We start from the raw sequence: 18,544 nt of genomic DNA, 5'->3' as shown, positions 1-18,544 counted from the left end.
TGGGGTCAGACCCGCCGGGGGAATTTCCTCAACGGAGGAAATTCCGATCTTGTAAGACTGACCCCAGCTTTAGTCCTGTGGAATAAAACCCAGGGTGACGGAAATCTGATTCGCCGTTTCCACCAGGTCCACCAGCCACTCATCCTGCAGGCGGTCGGCGGGGGCGGAGATCGACAGGCCGGCGATCAGTTTGCCCGAATCGTCGCGGATGCCGGCGGCCATGCAGCGCACGCCCAGTTCCAGCTCTTCATTGTCGCGCGCATAGCCGCGTTCACGCACCAGGCTCAGCTCACGCTCGAGCTTTTGCAGATCCGTGATGGAATTCTTGTTGTGCCCGGCCAGCCCCGTGCGCGTGGCATACGCGCGGATGGCTTTCGGTTCATCGACGGACAGGAACAGCTTGCCCGTCGATGTCAGGTGCAGCGGGCCGCGGCCGCCGATGGCGCGCACCACCTGCATGCCCGAGCGCTCGGAAAAGGCGCGGTCGATGTAGACGATCTCGTCGCCCTGGCGCACGGACAGGTTGATCGTTTGCTGGGTTTTCTTGTGCAGCTGGCGCATGAAATCGAGCGCCGCTTCGCGCACGCTGAGGCGGCTTTTCACCACATTGCCCAGTTCCAGCAGGCGCATGCCCAGCCGATACGTGCCCGGTTCGATGCGGTCGACGAAGCGTGTGAGCACCATGTCGTTGAGGATGCGGTGCGCCGTTGAGGGGTGCAGGCCGGACACTTTCGACAATTCCTTCAGGCTGACCGGGTCCGAATATTTGGCCAGGGCATCAAGCAGGGCGACCATGCGTTCGATCACCTGGATCGTCGTCTTTGGGGCTGCGACCGGTTCAATTTTCATGATGGATTTGGTGCAATGCAGTATTCATGCATCTTTATACCATGATGTGAAAAAATAGTGAAATGTTCCGAGATATTCAGCGAATAAATTGTCACAATTCTCATGTTGGCCGTCATAATTGGCGGCTGGATGGACTTTGAACCATGGAAAACTATGCAACCTGTCAATGAATTCAAGAGCAAAAGCGGCTTGAAACGGATTTTTTCCGCCTTTTTCTACTCGCTCGACGGCTTGAAAGCGGCCTGGCGGCATGAACACGCGTTCCGCCAGGAACTGGGCCTGTTCGTCGTCGGCACCGTGATCGCCTTGCTGCTGCGCATCTCCGCCTTTGAAAAGCTGGTGCTGATCGGCGTGCTGCTGCTGGTGCTGATCGTCGAACTGATCAATTCGGCAATCGAAGCCGTGGTCGACCGCATCTCGCTCGAGCGCCATCCGCTGTCGAAAAACGCCAAGGACTTCGGCAGCGCCGCCGTGCTGCTCACGTGTATCCTGGCCTTTGCCACATGGTCCGTGGTGCTGTTCAACCGTTTTTATTAAGCACTAAATCCCCGTTGCGCGCCGTCCATATGCGAAAATCGCATATCAAACGGCGAAACGCTTCGTTCTCTTTGCGGCCGTTGCGCCGTAATCTGGTGGCTCTGAAAGTTCAACCATACGGGGATCTTAGATGCTGTCGAAAAAAATCATCATTGCCGCCGCCATCAGCGCGTTTGCCATTCTGCAAACGGCGCAGGCTGCCGATATCACCCTGCTCAACGTGTCGTACGACCCGACGCGCGAGCTGTACCAGGATGTGAATACGGCATTTGCCAAGGAATGGAAAGGCAAGACGGGCGACAACGTCAAGATCAAGCAATCGCACGGCGGCTCCGGCAAGCAGGCGCGCGCCGTCATCGACGGCCTGGAAGCGGACGTGGTGACGTTGGCCCTGGCCTATGACATCGACGCCCTGGCCGAGCACAAGCTGCTGGCCGCCGACTGGCAAAAGCGCCTGGCGCACAACAGCTCGCCTTACACCTCGACCATCGTCTTCCTGGTGCGCAAGGGCAACCCGAAAGGCATCAAGGATTGGAATGACCTGATCAAGCCGGGCGTGTCCGTCATCACGCCGAATCCGAAAACCTCGGGCGGCGCCCGCTGGAACCACTTGGCAGCCTGGGGCTATGCCTTGCGCCAGCCGGGCGGCAGCGAAGCGAAGGCCAAGGATTTCCTCGGCAAACTGTATAAAAACGTGCCCGTGCTCGATTCCGGCGCGCGCGGCGCCACCACCACCTTCGTCGAGCGCGGTATCGGCGACGTGCTGATCGCCTGGGAAAACGAGGCGTATCTCGCCGTCAAGGAGCTGGGTCCGACCAAGTTCGACATCATCACGCCGTCCGTCAGCATCCTGGCCGAGCCGCCCGTGGCCGTCGTCGACAAGTTTGCCGACAAGCATGGCACGCGCAAGGTGGCCGAGGCTTACCTGAACTACCTGTACACGGACGAGGCGCAAGACATCATCGCCAAGAATTACTACCGTCCGGCAACGGACAAGGCGGCAAAGAAATACGCGTCGCAGTTCGCCAAGGTCAACCTGTTCACCATCGAGCAGGTGGCCGGCGGCTGGACGGCGGCACAGAAGGCGCACTTTGCCGACGGCGGCATCTTCGACCAGATCTACCAGCCTAAGTAATACCGGATGGCACGATTGCCAGACCGTTACTAAAAGGAACCATCATGGCGCTGCGCAGCTTTTCCGATTACCGGGTACTGATCGTGCCGGGCTTGCATAACAGCGGTCCCGAGCACTGGCAGAGCCGCTGGCAGCGCCTGTATCCGCAATTCGAGCGGGTCGAGCAGGACGACTGGAATGAACCCGACCTGGCGACCTGGTCGGCGCGCCTGGACCAGGTGCGGCGGCAGGATGCGCGCCCCACCCTGATCGTCGCCCACAGCTTCGGCTGCCTGACGACGGCGCACAGCCTGGCGCGCGACCCGCAGGGCGTGGCCGGCGTGCTGCTGGTGGGGCCGGCCGACCCCGACAAGTTTGGCGTGGCGAAGGCATTGCCGCAAAAGCGGCTGCCTTGCCCCGGCATCCTGATCGCCAGCCAGACGGACCCGTGGATGACGGCCGAACACGCGGCGCAGTGGGCGCGGCGCTGGAATTGCAAGTATATTGATGGCGGTGCGTTGGGCCATATCAACGCCGAATCGCGCCTTGGCGACTGGGTCTACGGCCAGGCGCAGCTGCAAACACTGTTTGATCTGGCACAAAGCGACAAGCGCCACCGTCAGGCAGCCTGATACGACGAACATCTTCGCCACACAACTTCTGAAGGAGATCACGATGACTTTACGCCTGGGCGATGTCGCCCCTGATTTTGAACAAGACAGCTCGATCGGTCCGCTCAAGTTCCACGAGTGGGCGGGCAATTCCTGGGTGGTGCTGTTTTCCCACCCGGCCGACTTTACCCCCGTGTGCACGACGGAACTGGGCCTGACGGCCAAGCTCAAGCCGGAATTCGACAAGCGCAACGTGAAAGCCATCGCCCTGTCCGTGGACGCGGCCGAGTCGCACAAGAGCTGGATCAAGGATATCGAAGAGACGCAAAATACGGTCGTGGGCTTTCCCATCATCGCCGACGTCGACAAGAAAGTGTCGGTGCTGTACGACATGATCCACCCGGAACAGTCCGTCACGGCCACCGTGCGCTCCGTCTTCATCATCGACCCGAACAAGAAAGTGCGGCTGATCCTCACGTATCCGCTCAGCACGGGCCGCAATTTCAATGAAATTCTGCGCGTCATCGACGCCCTGCAGCTGACGGACGGCTACACGGTGGCCACGCCCGGCAACTGGAACGATGGCGACGACGTCATCATTCCATTGACCGTGCAAGACCCGGACGTGATCAAGCAGAAATATCCGAAGGGCTTTACGGCCGCCAAGCCATATCTGCGCCTCACGCCGCAGCCCAACAAGTAATTCCGGGGTCAGACCCGTCGGGTCTGACCCCAGCATTTGTCTCGGGTATAAATATGTCTAAGAAGCAAAAACGCACCTCGCCGGTGCGTTTTTTTTCGTCTGCAGATTCTGCCGGCAAGTATGCAAAATCCATCTAAGCAAATGAGAAATGGTTAGTTCTTTTTATAACGATTGCATGTGATTATTGCGCCCTATAACTCAAAAATGTAATAAGAAGGGGTTTCCATGTCTGAAGCAACACTAGCGCCGCCCAAGGCGCGCGGAGCGCCGTTTCGGGTCATGCCGGGGTTTAAGCTGTCACTGGGCTTCACGCTCTTTTACCTGGCCTTGATCGTCCTCATTCCCTTGTCCTCGGTGTTCCTGAAAACCTTCACCATGACATGGGACGCCTTCTTCAGCGCCGTCACGTCCGAGCGCGTGATGGCCTCGTACCGCTTGACGTTTGGCGCCTCGCTGATCGCCGCCCTGCTGAACGTGGTGTTTGGCGGCATCCTGGCCTGGGTGCTCGTGCGCTACAAGTTTCCCGGCAAGCGCATCATCGATGCGCTCGTCGACTTGCCGTTCGCCTTGCCGACGGCCGTGGCCGGCATCACCCTGACGGCCCTGTATTCGTCGAACGGCTGGTTCGGCCAGTTCATCGAAGGCGTGCTGGGCATCAAGGTGGCGTTCACGCCGCTGGGCGTGGTGGTGGCGCTGACCTTTATCGGCTTGCCCTTCGTCGTGCGCACCGTGCAGCCGGTGCTGGAAGACGCGGAAAAGGAACTCGAAGAAGCGGCCGCCAGCCTGGGCGCCAATTCCCTGCAAACATTCATCCGCGTCATCTTCCCCACGATTCTGCCATCGTTGCTGACGGGCTTTGCCTTGGCCTTTGCCCGAGCCACGGGCGAGTACGGTTCCGTGATCTTTATCGCCGGCAACATGCCGATGGTGTCGGAAATCACGCCGCTGTTCATTATTACCAAGCTGGAGCAATACGATTACGCAGGCGCCACGGCCATCGCCGTGGTGATGCTGGTGGTGTCTTTCCTGCTGTTGTTGACGATTAACCTGCTGCAAGCATGGACGCGCGGAAAGGCGAAGAAATCATGAGTACGAATACGACTGCCGCCGCTGGCGTGGACACTGCGCGGCCGACAGCGCGCCGCTTCGAGCCGAATGTCGGCCCCGTCGTGCTGGAACCATTGTGGGTGCGCACGGTATTGATCACCATCGCCTTGCTGTTTCTGACGGCTTTCCTGATCGTGCCCCTGGTGGCCGTGTTTGCGGAAGCGTTCAAGAAGGGCTGGGAAGCGTATATCGCCGCCATCATCGATCCGGACGCCATTTCCGCGATCAAGTTGACCCTGATCACGGCCGCCATCGCCGTGCCGCTGAACCTGGTATTCGGCGTGGCCGCTTCCTGGTGCATCGCCAAGTTCGACTTCCGCGGCAAGAGCATTTTGCTGACCCTGATCGACTTGCCGTTTTCCGTCTCGCCCGTGATTTCCGGCCTGATCTATGTGCTGATGTTCGGCGCCCAGGGCTGGTTCGGCCCGTGGCTGCAGGCGCACGACATCAAGATCCTGTTCGCCGTGCCCGGCATCGTGCTGGCCACCATCTTCATCACCTTCCCGTTCGTGGCGCGCGAACTGATCCCGCTGATGCAGTCGCAGGGCAGCGAAGAGGAAGAGGCCGCCATCGTGCTGGGTGCCTCGGGCTGGAACACTTTCCGCAGAGTCACCTTGCCGAATATCAAGTGGGGCTTGCTGTATGGCGTGATCCTGTGTAACGCCCGCGCCATGGGCGAGTTCGGCGCCGTGTCCGTGGTCTCCGGCCATATCCGCGGCGAAACGAACACCATGCCGCTGCAGGTGGAGATTCTGTACAACGAGTACAACTTCGCCGCCGCGTTTGCCGTCGCCTCGCTGCTGGCCCTGCTGGCCCTGGTGACCCTGGCCCTGAAAGCCTTTATTGAGTGGCGTTTGAACGAGAGCGACGCCGACGATTCCGCCTTACGTTCTACGGAGCACTGATATGACCATCGCAGTTAAAAACATCCACAAGCGCTTCGGCGATTTCGTCGCCCTCGACAATATCTCGCTGGACTTTCCCGCCGGCGAATTGACGGCCCTGCTGGGCCCGTCCGGTTGCGGCAAGACCACCTTGCTGCGTATCATAGCCGGCCTGGAACATCCGGACAGCGGCCAGGTGCTGCTCGATGCGGAAGACGCGTCGAACCGCCACGTGCGCGAGCGGCAGGTCGGTTTCGTCTTTCAGCACTATGCGCTGTTCAAGCACATGACGGTATTCGAAAACGTGGCGTTTGGCCTGCGCGTGAAGTCGCGCAGCGAACGGCCGTCGGAAGACCAGATCCGCCGTAAAGTGAAAGATTTGCTGGAGCTGGTGCAGCTGGACTGGCTGGCCGACCGCTATCCGCCGCAACTGTCGGGCGGACAACGCCAGCGCATCGCCCTGGCGCGCGCCCTCGCTGTCGAGCCGCGCGTGCTGCTGCTCGACGAACCGTTCGGCGCGCTCGACGCCAAGGTGCGCAAGGAATTGCGCCGCTGGCTGCGCCGCCTGCATGACGACTTGCACGTGACCAGTATTTTTGTCACGCATGACCAGGAAGAGGCGCTGGAAGTGGCCGACCAGGTCGTGCTGATGAACAAGGGTACCGTCGAGCAACTCGGTTCCCCGGAACAAGTCTATAACCACCCGGCCTCGCCGTTCGTGTACGGTTTCCTCGGCAACGTCAACCTGTTCCACGGCCGCGTGCATGACGGCGTGATGGCGACGGGCGACGCCAGCTTCGAAGTGCCCGATTATGCGGGCGTGAGCGACAGCAAGGGCACGGCCTATGTGCGTCCGCACGACCTGGAAATCGACCGTTACACGCAGGGCGCCGAAGGCATCGTGGTCAAGCTGAGCCGCGCCCATGCGATCGGCCCGCTGGCCCAGCTGGACTTGCAGCGCGTCGATAACAGCGAGCTGATTGAAGCGGTGATGTCGAACGAGCGTTTTACTCATTTGCAGCTGAAGGAAGGCGAAACCTTGGTAGTCCGCCCGAAACGCCTCCACGTGTTCGTTGAACCAACAAGAACCTAAAGGCTGAAAATATATGAACTTTCAACAACTGCGTTCGATCCGCGAAGCGGCCCGCCGCGGCTATAACCTGACGGAAGTGGCCAACGCGCTGTTCACGTCGCAGCCGGGCGTGAGCCGGCAGATCCGCGAACTCGAGGACGAGCTGGGCGTGGTGATTTTCGAGCGCAACGGCAAGCGCTTGACGGGCTTGACGGAGCCGGGCAAGGGCATTTTGAAGATCGTCGACCGCCTCCTGATCGAGGCGGAAAACCTGCAGCAGGCCAGCCTCGAATACAGCGGCCAGACCAGCGGAACGTTATCGGTGGCGGCCACGCACACGCAGGCGCGCTATGCGTTGCCGAAAGTGGTGCAGGGCTTTCGCGCCGCCTTCCCCGATGTGCGCATCGCGCTGCAGCAAAGCGCGCCCGAGCATATCGCGGAATGGGTGCTGTCGGGCAAGACCGATATCGGCATCGCCACGGAGGGCTTGAGCCAGTTCCCCGACCTCGTGTCGTTCCCGTGCTACCGCTGGAGCCATCTGATCGTCGTGCCGGACGGCCACCCGCTGCTCGAGCACTCGCCGATCCGCCTGGAAGACCTGGCGAAATATCCGTTGATTACCTACGACAAGGGGTTCACGGGACGCGGCCATATCGACGATGCGTTCGCCAAGGCGGGCGTGACGACCGACATCATTTTGACGGCCATGGATTCGGATGTCATCAAGCAATACGTGGCGCTGGGCCTGGGCGTGGGCATCGTCGCCTCGATGGCCTTCGACCATGGCCGCGACAAAGGGTTGCGCGCGGTGGAAGCGTCGCATCTGTTCGCCACCAACACGACGCGCCTGGCCGTGCGCCGAGGCGCCTACCTGCGTGCCTACGCCTACGAGTTCATCCTGCAGCTGGCGCCGGACCTGACGCGCGAAGACATCGACCGCGCCATGGCGGGCGAGGAAGCCCTCTAGGCGATGGCCGCCTTTTGCACGCGCGTCAGGCTGGCCACGGCGCGCGCGTAGCTATCCTGCACCAGTTCCGCCAGGTAATCGGTGGGGAAGCGCGCCACGTCGACGATGGTGACCCAGTGAAAGCGGCCCATGTAGCGGGCCGGTTTGACGCCCGGCATGTCCGTCAGTTCAATGAAACGCCCGGCGCTGGCGCGCAGGCTGAAACGCCACTGTTCCGGTGCGCTGGTCTTGAAATAGGCAAACTTCTTGCCGCTCACTTCATACACGAGGATGTTCGACGGCGCACCGTACAGCACGGCTTGCGCGCCGGGCAGGGCCGCGCAAAATTCCTTCAGTTCATCTGTTGTCATTCGTCCACCGCCATGAATTGTTGCGTGTTGCGGTCGAAGGCATAGGCCGCGCCGGCAGGGGCGTCCAGCAGCGCAATAAAACGGTCGTCCACGCTGAGCACGGCGCCCAGCGACACGAGGGCCACGTTGGCGCTGTCGTTGATGTAGTCGTCGCTCTCGTCGTTGGCCGTGAAGCGCCAGCCGCTGTCGTCGTCGTTGTCCGGCGCTTCGCGGTACAGGTAGCCGACGGGCGCGCCGTCTTCCAGCACGCGTTTCGTGACGAAGCACAGGCCCGCGTAGCGGTTGACGAGGTTATCGTCATCGTCGTGCTGGGTATTGATGATGTGGCGCGCCGCGAAGGCGATGGGGTCTTTGGCGCGCAAATCGGCGATGTAGCCGGGCATGTTGTCGAGCTTGCCCGTAAAGTGCCCATGCGGCTCGACCGTGTCGACCAGCACCCACATGCGCTCGGCGCCCGGCGCCTGCGGATCGTCGCTGTGGAAGGCGAAGATCAGCTTGACCACCTCGCCGGGGCGCACCTGGGCGATGGCTTCGGGCGGCGATTTATAGAATGTGTAGGGATGGCGCGCCGCCAGTTCGGCGGCGTCTGCCAGGTGCCAGCTGGGCATGGTTATCCGTCATCAAGAAGAGTAAACCCCATGGTAGCCGATTGCGTGTCAGGATGACCACGCATACCTGCAGGCTTGCCATTGCCGCTTGGCATGTGCTGATCTACAACAATCCTGCTTCCCCGACCAGCGCCCGGTCATGGCAAGGAGGGCGGCAAGCCCCTTCATAGCCGGACTCGGCAAGAAACTGATGAGACCGATTGAAAATACCAATGGTAAAATTTGTTTCTTTTATTGCATTTTGATTTCCTGAATGATATCTTTTGCTCAATCGCAAAAAAATATAACAAAAATATAATCAACATTGTGTTTTTTGAAATTTATCAATAGGGGAAATTATGAACACGACTAAACATGCTGTGCTGGGTCTCTGCCTTGCTGTCTCGGCTTGCCTGGCGCCATTGGCCCAGGCGGCGAACTGGGTGGAAATCACCGATCCCGCCATGAGCGGCTTCCTGGTGGGCGGCAAGACCGTCACCTACGGCAGCGTGGCAGCGGACTCGGTCTGGGTGTTTGACGGCGCCAACCCGTCCGGCCCGCAAAGCGCGGCCGCCATCCAGAGCTTGGTCAGCAGCAAGTTTGGTCTGCCATCCAGCGGCACCGGTTCCCTGGTCTTTGCCGCCCAGGGCGACCTGGAAAGCGGTAAGTCCGGTTCGTTCACCGTCAAGTCCAGCTTTGACTACCTGGCCGTGCACTATGGCCGTGGCGAACTGCTGTTCCACTGGGACGCGCCGCTGGCCGCCAATACGCTTATCACCATCAACAACCTGCCGCGCGGCCTGAGCAATTTCCGCGCCTACAGTTCCGTCTCGGCCGTGCCTGAGCCAGCGACCTACGGCATGTTGATGCTGGGCCTGGGCCTGGTCGGTTTTGCCGCGCGCCGCCGCCGCGCCTGAGCCTGCAGCGCCTGCGGGCGCAAGACATGAAAAATGCCCGCGCATCGGAAGATGCGCGGGCTTTTTGCATGGCGGAGCGGTATTTACCAGCTATAGCCAGCCTTGGCGTAGTAATAGCGGCCGTTGAAACCGTTCGGCGCGAAGATGCTGTAAGGCTGGGTACCGTTGACGTTCAGGTTGCCCGCGCTCGTCACTTGCGCCGGATAGCGGTTGGTGACGTTGTCGATGCCGGCCACCAGGCGCCAGTTCTTGCCCAGTTTCACGGAACCGGACACGTCCAGCACCCATTGCGGGTCATACGTCTGGTCCAGCTTGACGTCGTTCTGCGGCACGGTGAAGCTGCCGTAGCGGGTCACGACGCCGTGCGCATTCCAGATGCCGAAGCCGTAGTCGGCGGCCAGGCTGAACTTGTCCTTCGGCGAGGCCACCGTGATGCGGTCGATGCTCTGGCGGTCGATCAGTTTCAGGTTGTTGGCCGTCAGGATGTCCGGATTGCCGGCGATTTTCTGTACCGTGCTCTTGTTGTGGTTGTACGCCACGGTGAGGTCGAGGCGGTCCTTGTCCTGCAGGTCGATGCGGTAGGTGCTGACGATGTCCACGCCTTCCGTGCGCGTATCGACGGCGTTGGTGAAATAGCGTCCCGAGCCCACAGGCGTGCCTTGTGCGGCCAGGACGTTTTTCAATGCATTGTTGAGGACCAGATTGGCCGAGAACAGGATGCGGTTGTCGATGTCGATGCGGTAGGCGTCCACCGTCGTGGTGAAGTTGCGGGTCGGCTGGAACTGCAGGCCCAGGCTGTAGTTGCGTGCCTTTTCCGGTTTCAGATCCTGTGCGCCCAGAGCGCGCGCCTGCGGCGTGTTGACGGCGAAGGTGCCCGTCTCGATCGGCGTGTTGACGCCGTTGACGACCTGGAAATTGGTGGTGGTGATGGTGTAGTACTGCTGCGCCAGCGACGGCGCGCGGAAGCCGCTCGACACGGTGCCGCGCAGGGACAGGGCGTCCGTGAAGGCATAGCGCGCGGAACCCTTGGCCGAGGTGGTGCTGCCGAAATCGCTGTAGCGCTCATGGCGCAGGGCCACGCCGCCCGACAGTTTCTTCGTCGCTTCCGCTTCCAGGTTCACATAGACCGACTCGTTGTGGCGCGAGTGGCTGCCCGCGTTGACAGGACGGAAGCCGGCAAAGCCTTGCGAACCGCCGCCCGTGTACGATGCTTCATCGCCGGCGCCGATGCTGTATTTTTCATGGCGCGCTTCGGCGCCCACGGCCACCGTCAGCGGACCCGTAAAGAAAGAGACAGGAAATTCGCGCGCCGCATCGAGGTTGAACACCGTTTGTTCGTTTTTCAGCGAGCCCGCATAGAAATGCGTGGGGCTGTTGGCGCCCAGCGACTGGTTGACCGTGTTGTCCAGGTCCAGCTCGAACTTGTTGCTGCCGTAATTGAGGCTGGCATCCCAGCGCCAGCCGGCCGCTTCGCCGCGCAAGCCCGTCACCAGGGACTGGTCCGTCAGGGTGCTGTTTTGCAATGGCAAAAAGCCTTCCGGGAAGAGCGGCGTGCGCTGGACAAACTGCTTCGAATTATTCGGGTCCGTGATCAGCGCCGTGCGCCAGGTGGCGGCGGCCGACGTGTCGCGCTTGCCGTAGTTGCCGAAGGCATACCAGTCGAGGTTGTCGCTGATGTGGTATTCGCTGTTGAGGAAAATCGTTGCCGGCTTGCTTTCCGGGTCGCCATAGCGCTGGTTGACCTTGCCGTAGCGCGGTTCCAGCGGGTTGCGGAAATCGGCACCGGCGCGGTTGGTCGGGTCGCGTTCCGCCACTTCGGCCGAGACGCGCACCCAGCCGTCCTCGCCCAGGGCGAAGCCGGCCGAACCCTTGATGGATTTTTGCTTGCCGTCGCGTTCCTGCGTCTGGCCATAACCCACTTCGATATCGCCGCCGGCCGCGCCTTTTTTCAGGATGATGTTGATCACGCCGGCAATCGCGTCGGAGCCGTACTGGGCCGCCGCGCCATCGCGCAGCACTTCCACGTGGTCGATAGCGGCCAGGGGAATGGCGTTCAGGTCGACCGGCGCCGAGCCGCGGCCCAGCGAGCCGTTGACGTTGACGACGGCCGAGGTATAGCGACGCTTGCCGTTCACCAGTACCAGGGTCTGGTCGGGCGACAGGCCGCGCAACTGGGCCGGCCGCACGGCGTCGCTGGCGTCGGCGCCCGTGGCGCGGGCAAAGTTCAGCGATGGCAGCAGGCGCGCCAGCACGGTGGCCAGTTCGCCCGAACCCGTGCTTTGCAGGTCACGCGAAGTGAGGATGTCGATCGGCGATTCGGAATCGATGGTGCGGCGGTTCTTGGCGAAGGTGCCGGTGACGACCACCGATTGCAATTCGCCTTCGGCCGGCAGCTCTTGCTGCGCTTGCGCCTGCATCGGCAGGCTGAAGCAGGCGACCAGGCTGGCGGCGATCACGGTTTTTATGGGGAGGGCGGGACGCTGGGAGCGGGCGGTGCTTGAACTCATCGACGATATCTCTTCGGTTGTGGTTGCGCGGACCATGGCGGTCCGGTGATGCAATCAGATTAACAGTGGGCACGCGGCGTGCTTACGAATCGTTCTGTCTATCGATATGCAATAAATATCTGAAAGACGTCAACATGGTGCGCGTAGCGCATATGGCCTCGTTTCCAGCATACGACCGGGCACGGCAAGGCCGCAATGCTGCACAGCAGTAAATTGCCGGCTGTTGTATAAATACGACTATCTGCGATGAGCGTGGGGAGCCTGGCGACGGCATGCGCCGCCAGACGGCGGGCCTTACTGTCCCGGATTGGGCAGACTGGCGTGGATGGCGTCGACGGCCGCCACCAGTTCCGGCGACAAGGTGAGGTGATGCGCATCGATATTTTGCTGCAACTGCGCCACGCTGGTGGCGCCGATGATGGTCGACGCGACGAACCAGCGCGAGTAGCACCACGCGAGTGCCAGCTGCGCCGGCGTCAGGCCGTGCGCGCGGGCCAGCGCCGCATATTGCCGGGCCGCCTCGATGGTGGCGGGGCGCACGTAGCGGGGACTCCAGCCGGCCGGGAAGCGCGTCAGGCGGCCCCTGGCTTGTGGATTGTCGAGGTACTTCGCTGTCAGCTGGCCGAACGCCAGCGGGCTGTAGGCCAGCAAGCTGACGTTCTCGCGGTGGCAGGTTTCGTCGAGCAGGCTCGTCTCGAAATGGCGCGCCGTCAGGTTGTACAGGTTCTGGATCGAAACGATGCGCGGCAAGCCTTTCAGCTCGGCCTGCTTGATGTATTCGCACACGCCCCACGACGATTCATTCGACACGCCGATGTGGCCGATCTTGCCTTCCTCGACCAGCTTGCCCAGCACGGCCAGTGTCTCTTCGATGGCGACCGACGCGTGTTCCTTGCGCGGGTTGTACACGCTGGCGCCGAAGATGGGCAGATTGCGGCTGGGCCAGTGCAATTGATACAGGTCAATATGCTCCGTCTGCAGCCGGCGCAAACTGTCTTCGACGGCAGCGCGGATGTTGACCGCGTCGTGATCCGTCTTGCCCTTGCGTATCCAGTGCATGCGCGAGTTCGGCCCGGCCACCTTGCTGGCCAGGACGATCTGACTGCGCCTGCCGCTTTTCTTCAGCCAGCTGCCGATGTAGCGTTCCGTGCTGCCCTGCGTTTGCGCACTGGCCATCACCGGATACATCTCCGCCGTGTCGACGAAGTTGATGCCCCGTTCGAGCGCGTAATCGAGCTGGCTGTGGGCTTCGGCTTCGCTGTTCTGCTCGCCGAAGGTCATCGTGCCCAGGCAGATTGTGCTCACTTCCAGGCTGCTGGCGCCCAGCTTGACCTTGGCGATCATTTCGCCTGTTTGCCGCGCAGCGCGCGCGCGCAATCCTTGATCAGGGCGGGACCGGCGTAGATCAGGCCGCTGTACAGCTGCACCAGCTGCGCGCCCGATTCGAACTTGGCCAAAGCATCCTTGCCCTGCATGATGCCGCCCACGCCGATGATGGGCAGGGCGTCGCCCAGTTCCGCCTTCAGCAAACGGATCACATTGTTCGACAGCTCGAACACGGGCGCGCCCGACAGGCCGCCCGCTTCGGCGCCGTGCTGCATGCCTTCAACGGCACTGCGCGACAGGGTCGTATTGGTGGCGATGACGCCGTCGATCTGGTGGCGCGTGAGCGACTCGGCGATGCTTTTCACCTGTTCGCCATCCATGTCCGGCGCGATCTTCAGGGCCAGCGGCACGTAGCGCTTGTGCTTGTCCGCCAGGCGCGCCTGGGCATCCTTCAGTTGCGACAGCAGGGCGTCGAGTTCCGACGCACCCTGCAGCTGGCGCAAATTCTTGGTGTTCGGCGACGAGATATTCACCGTCACATAGCTGGCGTAGGGGTAGACTTTTTCCAGGCACAGCAGATAGTCGTCGGCCGCGCGCTCGATGGGCGTGTCGGCGTTCTTGCCGATGTTCAGGCCCAGCACGCCGGCGCGGTTCTGGTAAAACTTCGACGCCTGCACATTGGCCACAAAGGCGTCCACGCCGCCATTATTGAAACCCATGCGGTTGATGATGCCCTGCGCCTGCGGCAGGCGGAACATGCGCGGTTTCGGATTGCCCGCCTGCGCGCGCGGCGTGACGGTGCCCACTTCGATCGAGCCGAAACCCAGGTCGGCCAGTGCGTCGATGTAGGCGCCATCCTTGTCCAGGCCGGCGGCCAGACCGACGGGGTTCGGGAAGGTGATGCCCATCACCGTGCGCGGATCAGCGGCCGGTTTGCCGGCCAGCTTCGTCAGGCCCAGCGCGCTGGCGCGTTTCAGGGCGGGCAGGGTGAAATGGTGGGCCGCTTCGGCATCCATCGAAAACAGCAGCGGGCGGGCGAGGGAGTACAGGAATTTTTCAGACATGGGGCGCTTTGAGTAGGTGTGCGGGCCGCCGGGAAGGGCTGGCGGCGCGCGAAATAAGTGCCGTATTTTACCGTGTTCCGCGCGGCGGCCGGGTGTATAGTTCTTGTTGGTCTGATGCAATATTGATCCCTTGATAATCTGCATCGGGCCCTGGACTTTCCTGTTTCTTCCCTGTTCCCTTTACTTCATAAGCGAGACATCGATTGAAAAAGACACGCATCCTGACCGCCATCGCGGCCGCCAGCGCACTGCTGCTAAGCCACCCGGCCCTGGCCCTGCCCAATACGCAAGACACCCGCATGCTGAGCGAACCGGCCGTCTCCAGCCGCCACATCGCCTTCATCTACGCGGGCGACCTGTGGCTGTCCAACTTGGACGGCGGCGGCGCGCGGCGCTTGACGTCGGACCTGGGCGACAAATCGAATCCCGTCTTTTCGCCCGACGGCAGCCTGATCGCGTACAGCGCGAACATCGACGGCAATGTCGACGTGTATGTGATCGCGGCGGCGGGCGGCGTGCCGCGGCGCCTGACTTTCCACCCCGGTGTTGATCTGGCGCAATCGTTCACGCCCGATGGCCAGGCCGTGATGTTCACCTCGCCCCGCGCCGCCTTCAACAACCGCTTCCAGAAGCTGTTTACGGTGCCCGTGGCGGGCGGCGTGGAAACGCAGCTGGAAATCCCGAATGCCTCGCGTGCCACGTATTCGCCCGATGGCAAGCGCATCGCCTACAACCCCCTGATGCCGGCCTTCAAGCAGTGGAAGCGCTACCGGGGCGGCACCAATTCCTGGCTGTGGCTGTTTTCGTCCAGCGACAAGTCGATCGAAAAAATCCCCCAGCCGACCACGCGCTCGAACGACGTCGACCCGATATGGATAGGCGACAGCGTGTACTTCCGCTCGGACCGCAACGGCGAATTCAACCTGTTTGCGTATGACGTCAAGACGAAAGCCGTGCGCCAGCTGACGCGGCACGCGGATTTCCCCGTGCTCAACGCGTCGGCCGCGAACGGCACCATCGTCTACGAGCAGGCCGGGTATCTGCACTCTTTCGACATCGCCAGCGGCCAGGCGCACAAGCTCACCATCGGCGTGGCCAGCGACCTGGGGCAGGCGCGGCCCCGCTGGGTGAAGAACGCGAAATACATCCGCGACGCGTCGATTTCGCCGTCGGGCGCGCGCATCGCCTTCGAGTACCGGGGCGAGATCGTCACTATCCCCGCCGACAAGGGCGACGTGCGCAACCTGACGCAGACGGCCGGCGCCCACGAGCGCACGCCGATCTGGTCGCCCGATGGCCGCTCGGTCGCATATTTCTCGGACGAGTCGGGCGAATACGAGCTGCATGTGCGGGCGCAGGATGGCAAGGGCGCCGTGCGCAAGTTCAAGCTCAATGGCAGCGGCTTCTATGACAACGCCGTCTGGTCGCCCGACAGCAAAAAGATCGCGTTTGCCGACAATGGCTGGAGCATGTACGTGATCGACGTCGGCAACGGCAAGGTGCAAAAAATCGCCACGGAGCCGATGTATGGCGTGGACAAGAGCATGCGCGCCGCGTGGGCGCCCGATTCGCGCTGGCTGGCTTATACGCTCAATTCGCCCACCTACACGCGCAGCGCCTACATCTATTCCGTCGAGCAGAACAAGTCCATGCCCGTGACCGATGGCCTGTCCGACGTGGCCCAGCCCGTGTTCGACAAGAGCGGCAAATACCTGTACTTCTTCGCCTCGACGAATGCGGGGCCCAGCAACAACTGGTTCTCGCAGCAGAACGAAGACAACCTGGTGACGCGCACCGTGTGGATGGCCGTGCTGCGGCGCGACTTGCCGTCGCCGCTGATCAAGGAAAGCGACTAGGAAAAGGCGGCCAGCGCGGAGAGTAAAAAAGACACGGCGAAGGCGGAAGCGGAGCCGAAGAGCGAGCCGAAGATCGATCCGAAGACGGGCCGCGACGACCCGAAAGTGGCGGTGGCCCCCGTGGCACCGATCCACATTGATTTCGACGGCATCGCCACGCGTATCGTCGACCTGCCGCTGCCGGCCGCGCAGTTTTCCAGCCTGGCGGCCGGCGCCGCGGGGCAGATCTTTTTGCTGCGCGAAAGCGACGGCAAGAAGGCCGTGCAGCGCTTCGACCTGAAGGAGCGCAAGGCCGAAACCGTGGTGGCCGAAGCCGATGATTTCGACGTGTCGGCCGACGGCAAGAAGCTGCTGTACCGCCACAAGGACAACTGGGCCATGGGCTCGGCCACGGGCAAGCTGCTGGCGCCCGGCGAAGGCAAGATCAAGGTCGACGCCATCGAAGTCAAGGCCGATCCGCGTGCCGAATGGACGCAGATTTTCAATGAAGTGTGGCGCATCAACCGCGATTACTTCTATGACCCGGGCATGCATGGCGTGGACTGGAAGGCCATGCGCGACAAGTACGCCGTGTTCCTGCCCGAGCTGTCGAGCCGCGCGGACCTGAACCGCCTGATCCAGTGGATGTGCAGCGAACTGGCCGTGGGTCACCACCGTGGCGGCGGCGGCGACGACTTTATCGAGGCGAAGAAGGTGCCGGGCGGGCTGCTGGGCGCCGACTATGACGTGAGCGACGGCCATTACCGCTTCAAGAAGGTGTATGGCGGATTGAACTGGAATCCGGCCCTGCGCGCGCCGCTGACGGAGCCGGGCCTGAACGTCAAGGCGGGCGAATACCTGCTGGCCGTCGACAGCCGCCCGCTGGCGCCGCCGACGAATATCTACAGCGCCTTCGAGAACACGGCCGGCAAGGCCATCGACCTGACCGTGGGACCCTCGGCCGACGGCAAGGGCGCGCGCACGATCACCGTGGTGCCCGTGCCGGCCGAGGATGCCTTGCGCAACCGCGACTGGATCGAAGGCAATATGCGCAAGGTCAATGCGGCCACCAACGGCAAGGTGGCGTACGTGTACGTGCCCAATACGGCGGGGCTGGGCCACACCTACTTCAAGCGCTATTTCTTCCCGCAGGCGGACAAGCAGGCCATCATCGTCGACGAGCGCTTTAACGGTGGCGGCAGCGTGGCCGATTACTACATCGAGATCCTGCAGAAGAAGGAAATCGCCTGGTGGACCATGCGCTACGGCGCCGACATGAAGACGCCGTCCGCCTCTATCCAGGGACCGCGCGCCATGCTGATCGACGAGATGGCCGGCTCGGGCGGCGACCTGCTGCCGTGGATGTTCCGCAAAAATAACATGGGTCCGCTGATCGGCAAGGCGACGTGGGGTGGCCTGGTGGGCATCCTCGGCTTCCCCGTGCTGATGGATGGCGGCACGATCACGGCGCCGAACCTGGCGTTCTGGACGCGCGAAAACGGCTGGGGCGTGGAAAACGAAGGCGTGCCGCCCGATATCGAAGTCGAGCAAACGCCGGCCGACGTCATCGCCGGCCGCGATCCGCAGCTTGAAAAGGCGATCGAGGTGATCCAGGCCGAACTGGCGAAAAACCCGCCCGTGCGGCCTGCGCGTCCGGCGTTTCCGGACAAGAGCAAGTAAGCTGAAGTGCAGGGGGCAGACCCTCGCGATTGTTCGCCGGTAGATCGGATTAGCGCAGCGTAATCCGACCCCATTGTTGGCTTTGCAGCGTCGGATTACGCGCTTGCGCGCTAATCCGACCCACCTTACATGATCGCCCACTGTCCCTTGACGTGCGCTTCCAGCGCTGGCGAAGAACCCGCCCGTGCGGCCTGCGCGTCCGGCGTTTCCGGATAAAAGCAAGTAAGCTGAAGTGCAGGGGCCAGACCCTCGCGATTGTTCGCCGGTAGGTCGGATTAGCGCAGCGTAATCCGACACCATTGTTGGCTTTGCAGCGTCGGATTATGCGCTTGCGCGCTAATCCGACCTACCTTACATGATCACCCACTGCCCCTTGACGTGCGCTTCCAGCGCTGGCGAAGAACCCGCCCGTGCGGCCTGCGCGTCCGGTGTTT

At 62.1% G+C, this 18,544-nt stretch carries 17 protein-coding genes; 11 read left to right on the top strand and 6 right to left on the bottom strand.

What is annotated here, in order from left to right; translation table 11 throughout:
• Positions 1-69: 69 nt before the first annotated feature.
• Positions 70-849, bottom strand: a complete 780-nt coding sequence (locus AC3RCG_RS23085; RefSeq protein ID WP_046685991.1) for an IclR family transcriptional regulator — start codon at positions 847-849, stop codon at positions 70-72.
• Between the two features lie 153 nt (positions 850-1,002).
• On the opposite strand from AC3RCG_RS23085, the gene AC3RCG_RS23080 reads away from it, so the two are divergent.
• The 8 genes from AC3RCG_RS23080 (at position 1,003) to AC3RCG_RS23045 (ending at position 7,844) form a co-directional block, all read left to right on the top strand.
• Entirely contained in the window at positions 1,003-1,386 is a 384-nt protein-coding gene (locus AC3RCG_RS23080) for a diacylglycerol kinase (RefSeq protein WP_070224509.1), read from the top strand.
• 130 nt (positions 1,387-1,516) lie between these two features.
• Positions 1,517-2,521, top strand: coding sequence for a sulfate ABC transporter substrate-binding protein (locus tag AC3RCG_RS23075; RefSeq protein ID WP_070224510.1), 1,005 nt, complete (start codon positions 1,517-1,519; stop codon positions 2,519-2,521).
• Positions 2,522-2,565: 44 nt separating this feature from the next.
• On the top strand, positions 2,566-3,132 hold the full coding sequence (locus tag AC3RCG_RS23070) for an RBBP9/YdeN family alpha/beta hydrolase (RefSeq protein ID WP_070224511.1): 567 nt from the start codon (positions 2,566-2,568) through the stop codon (positions 3,130-3,132).
• A 43-nt stretch (positions 3,133-3,175) separates the two neighbouring features.
• Positions 3,176-3,814 (top strand): peroxiredoxin, encoded by a 639-nt coding sequence (locus tag AC3RCG_RS23065; RefSeq protein ID WP_070224512.1) that lies wholly within the window; start codon positions 3,176-3,178, stop codon positions 3,812-3,814.
• 279 nt (positions 3,815-4,093) lie between these two features.
• Complete coding sequence (cysT, locus tag AC3RCG_RS23060) at positions 4,094-4,903, top strand: sulfate ABC transporter permease subunit CysT (RefSeq protein WP_070224513.1); 810 nt, start codon at positions 4,094-4,096, stop codon at positions 4,901-4,903.
• Entirely contained in the window at positions 4,900-5,826 is a 927-nt protein-coding gene (gene cysW / locus AC3RCG_RS23055; protein WP_492401901.1) for a sulfate ABC transporter permease subunit CysW, read from the top strand. Before cysT ends, cysW begins: the two co-directional genes overlap by 4 nt.
• A gap of 1 nt (position 5,827) precedes the next feature.
• Positions 5,828-6,898, top strand: coding sequence for a sulfate/molybdate ABC transporter ATP-binding protein (locus AC3RCG_RS23050; protein ID WP_034747519.1), 1,071 nt, complete (start codon positions 5,828-5,830; stop codon positions 6,896-6,898).
• 13 nt (positions 6,899-6,911) lie between these two features.
• Positions 6,912-7,844 (top strand): CysB family HTH-type transcriptional regulator, encoded by a 933-nt coding sequence (locus AC3RCG_RS23045; RefSeq protein WP_070224514.1) that lies wholly within the window; start codon positions 6,912-6,914, stop codon positions 7,842-7,844.
• Here AC3RCG_RS23045 and AC3RCG_RS23040 read toward each other — a convergent pair.
• The gene (locus AC3RCG_RS23040) at positions 7,841-8,194 is read right to left on the bottom strand and encodes an MmcQ/YjbR family DNA-binding protein (RefSeq protein ID WP_070224515.1); all 354 of its coding nucleotides are present in this window, start codon (positions 8,192-8,194) and stop codon (positions 7,841-7,843) included. The two genes, AC3RCG_RS23045 and AC3RCG_RS23040, sit on opposite strands and share 4 nt — an antisense overlap.
• Positions 8,191-8,802, bottom strand: a complete 612-nt coding sequence (locus AC3RCG_RS23035) for an immunity protein Imm33 domain-containing protein (protein WP_070224516.1) — start codon at positions 8,800-8,802, stop codon at positions 8,191-8,193. The genes AC3RCG_RS23040 and AC3RCG_RS23035 overlap by 4 nt, the downstream gene beginning before the upstream one ends.
• A gap of 338 nt (positions 8,803-9,140) precedes the next feature.
• Between AC3RCG_RS23035 and AC3RCG_RS23030 the strand changes: the two genes are divergently transcribed.
• Positions 9,141-9,698, top strand: coding sequence for a PEP-CTERM sorting domain-containing protein (locus tag AC3RCG_RS23030; protein ID WP_240453434.1), 558 nt, complete (start codon positions 9,141-9,143; stop codon positions 9,696-9,698).
• Between the two features lie 83 nt (positions 9,699-9,781).
• On the opposite strand, the gene AC3RCG_RS23025 is transcribed toward AC3RCG_RS23030, so the two are convergent.
• The 3 genes from AC3RCG_RS23025 to AC3RCG_RS23015 all read right to left on the bottom strand — a co-directional run bounded on the left by AC3RCG_RS23025 (position 9,782) and on the right by AC3RCG_RS23015 (position 14,595).
• Positions 9,782-12,205, bottom strand: a complete 2,424-nt coding sequence (locus AC3RCG_RS23025; RefSeq protein ID WP_492401904.1) for a TonB-dependent receptor plug domain-containing protein — start codon at positions 12,203-12,205, stop codon at positions 9,782-9,784.
• Between the two features lie 294 nt (positions 12,206-12,499).
• On the bottom strand, positions 12,500-13,546 hold the full coding sequence (locus AC3RCG_RS23020; RefSeq protein WP_121671176.1) for an aldo/keto reductase: 1,047 nt from the start codon (positions 13,544-13,546) through the stop codon (positions 12,500-12,502).
• On the bottom strand, positions 13,546-14,595 hold the full coding sequence (locus tag AC3RCG_RS23015; RefSeq protein WP_121670284.1) for a quinone-dependent dihydroorotate dehydrogenase: 1,050 nt from the start codon (positions 14,593-14,595) through the stop codon (positions 13,546-13,548). The genes AC3RCG_RS23020 and AC3RCG_RS23015 overlap by 1 nt, the downstream gene beginning before the upstream one ends.
• A 203-nt stretch (positions 14,596-14,798) precedes the next feature.
• Here AC3RCG_RS23015 and AC3RCG_RS23010 point away from each other — a divergent pair, with 203 nt between their 5' ends.
• Together AC3RCG_RS23010 and AC3RCG_RS23005 are read left to right on the top strand one after the other, a co-directional pair.
• Positions 14,799-16,451, top strand: a complete 1,653-nt coding sequence (locus tag AC3RCG_RS23010; protein WP_492401905.1) for a S41 family peptidase — start codon at positions 14,799-14,801, stop codon at positions 16,449-16,451.
• Between the two features lie 120 nt (positions 16,452-16,571).
• The gene (locus tag AC3RCG_RS23005) at positions 16,572-18,110 is read left to right on the top strand and encodes a PDZ domain-containing protein (RefSeq protein WP_492401906.1); all 1,539 of its coding nucleotides are present in this window, start codon (positions 16,572-16,574) and stop codon (positions 18,108-18,110) included.
• The last annotated feature ends 434 nt before the right edge of the window (positions 18,111-18,544 follow it).

Source organism: Janthinobacterium sp. GW823-FHT01H08 (genome assembly GCF_058797855.1).
The sequence above is the reverse complement of the archived record's forward strand: the minus strand, read 5'-3'. Positions and strand labels throughout refer to the sequence as shown.

Bases quoted from the DNA above. Each gene is read 5' to 3' on its own strand.
- AC3RCG_RS23085 (WP_046685991.1), bottom strand. From the start codon at position 849: ATGAAAATTGAACCGGTCGCAGCCCCAAAGACGACGATCCAGGTGATC.
- AC3RCG_RS23080 (WP_070224509.1), top strand. From the start codon at position 1,003: ATGCAACCTGTCAATGAATTCAAGAGCAAAAGCGGCTTGAAACGGATT.
- AC3RCG_RS23075 (WP_070224510.1), top strand. From the start codon at position 1,517: ATGCTGTCGAAAAAAATCATCATTGCCGCCGCCATCAGCGCGTTTGCC.
- AC3RCG_RS23070 (WP_070224511.1), top strand. From the start codon at position 2,566: ATGGCGCTGCGCAGCTTTTCCGATTACCGGGTACTGATCGTGCCGGGC.
- AC3RCG_RS23065 (WP_070224512.1), top strand. From the start codon at position 3,176: ATGACTTTACGCCTGGGCGATGTCGCCCCTGATTTTGAACAAGACAGC.
- cysT (WP_070224513.1), top strand. From the start codon at position 4,094: ATGCCGGGGTTTAAGCTGTCACTGGGCTTCACGCTCTTTTACCTGGCC.
- cysW (WP_492401901.1), top strand. From the start codon at position 4,900: ATGAGTACGAATACGACTGCCGCCGCTGGCGTGGACACTGCGCGGCCG.
- AC3RCG_RS23050 (WP_034747519.1), top strand. From the start codon at position 5,828: ATGACCATCGCAGTTAAAAACATCCACAAGCGCTTCGGCGATTTCGTC.
- AC3RCG_RS23045 (WP_070224514.1), top strand. From the start codon at position 6,912: ATGAACTTTCAACAACTGCGTTCGATCCGCGAAGCGGCCCGCCGCGGC.
- AC3RCG_RS23040 (WP_070224515.1), bottom strand. From the start codon at position 8,194: ATGACAACAGATGAACTGAAGGAATTTTGCGCGGCCCTGCCCGGCGCG.
- AC3RCG_RS23035 (WP_070224516.1), bottom strand. From the start codon at position 8,802: ATGCCCAGCTGGCACCTGGCAGACGCCGCCGAACTGGCGGCGCGCCAT.
- AC3RCG_RS23030 (WP_240453434.1), top strand. From the start codon at position 9,141: ATGAACACGACTAAACATGCTGTGCTGGGTCTCTGCCTTGCTGTCTCG.
- AC3RCG_RS23025 (WP_492401904.1), bottom strand. From the start codon at position 12,205: ATGAGTTCAAGCACCGCCCGCTCCCAGCGTCCCGCCCTCCCCATAAAA.
- AC3RCG_RS23015 (WP_121670284.1), bottom strand. From the start codon at position 14,595: ATGTCTGAAAAATTCCTGTACTCCCTCGCCCGCCCGCTGCTGTTTTCG.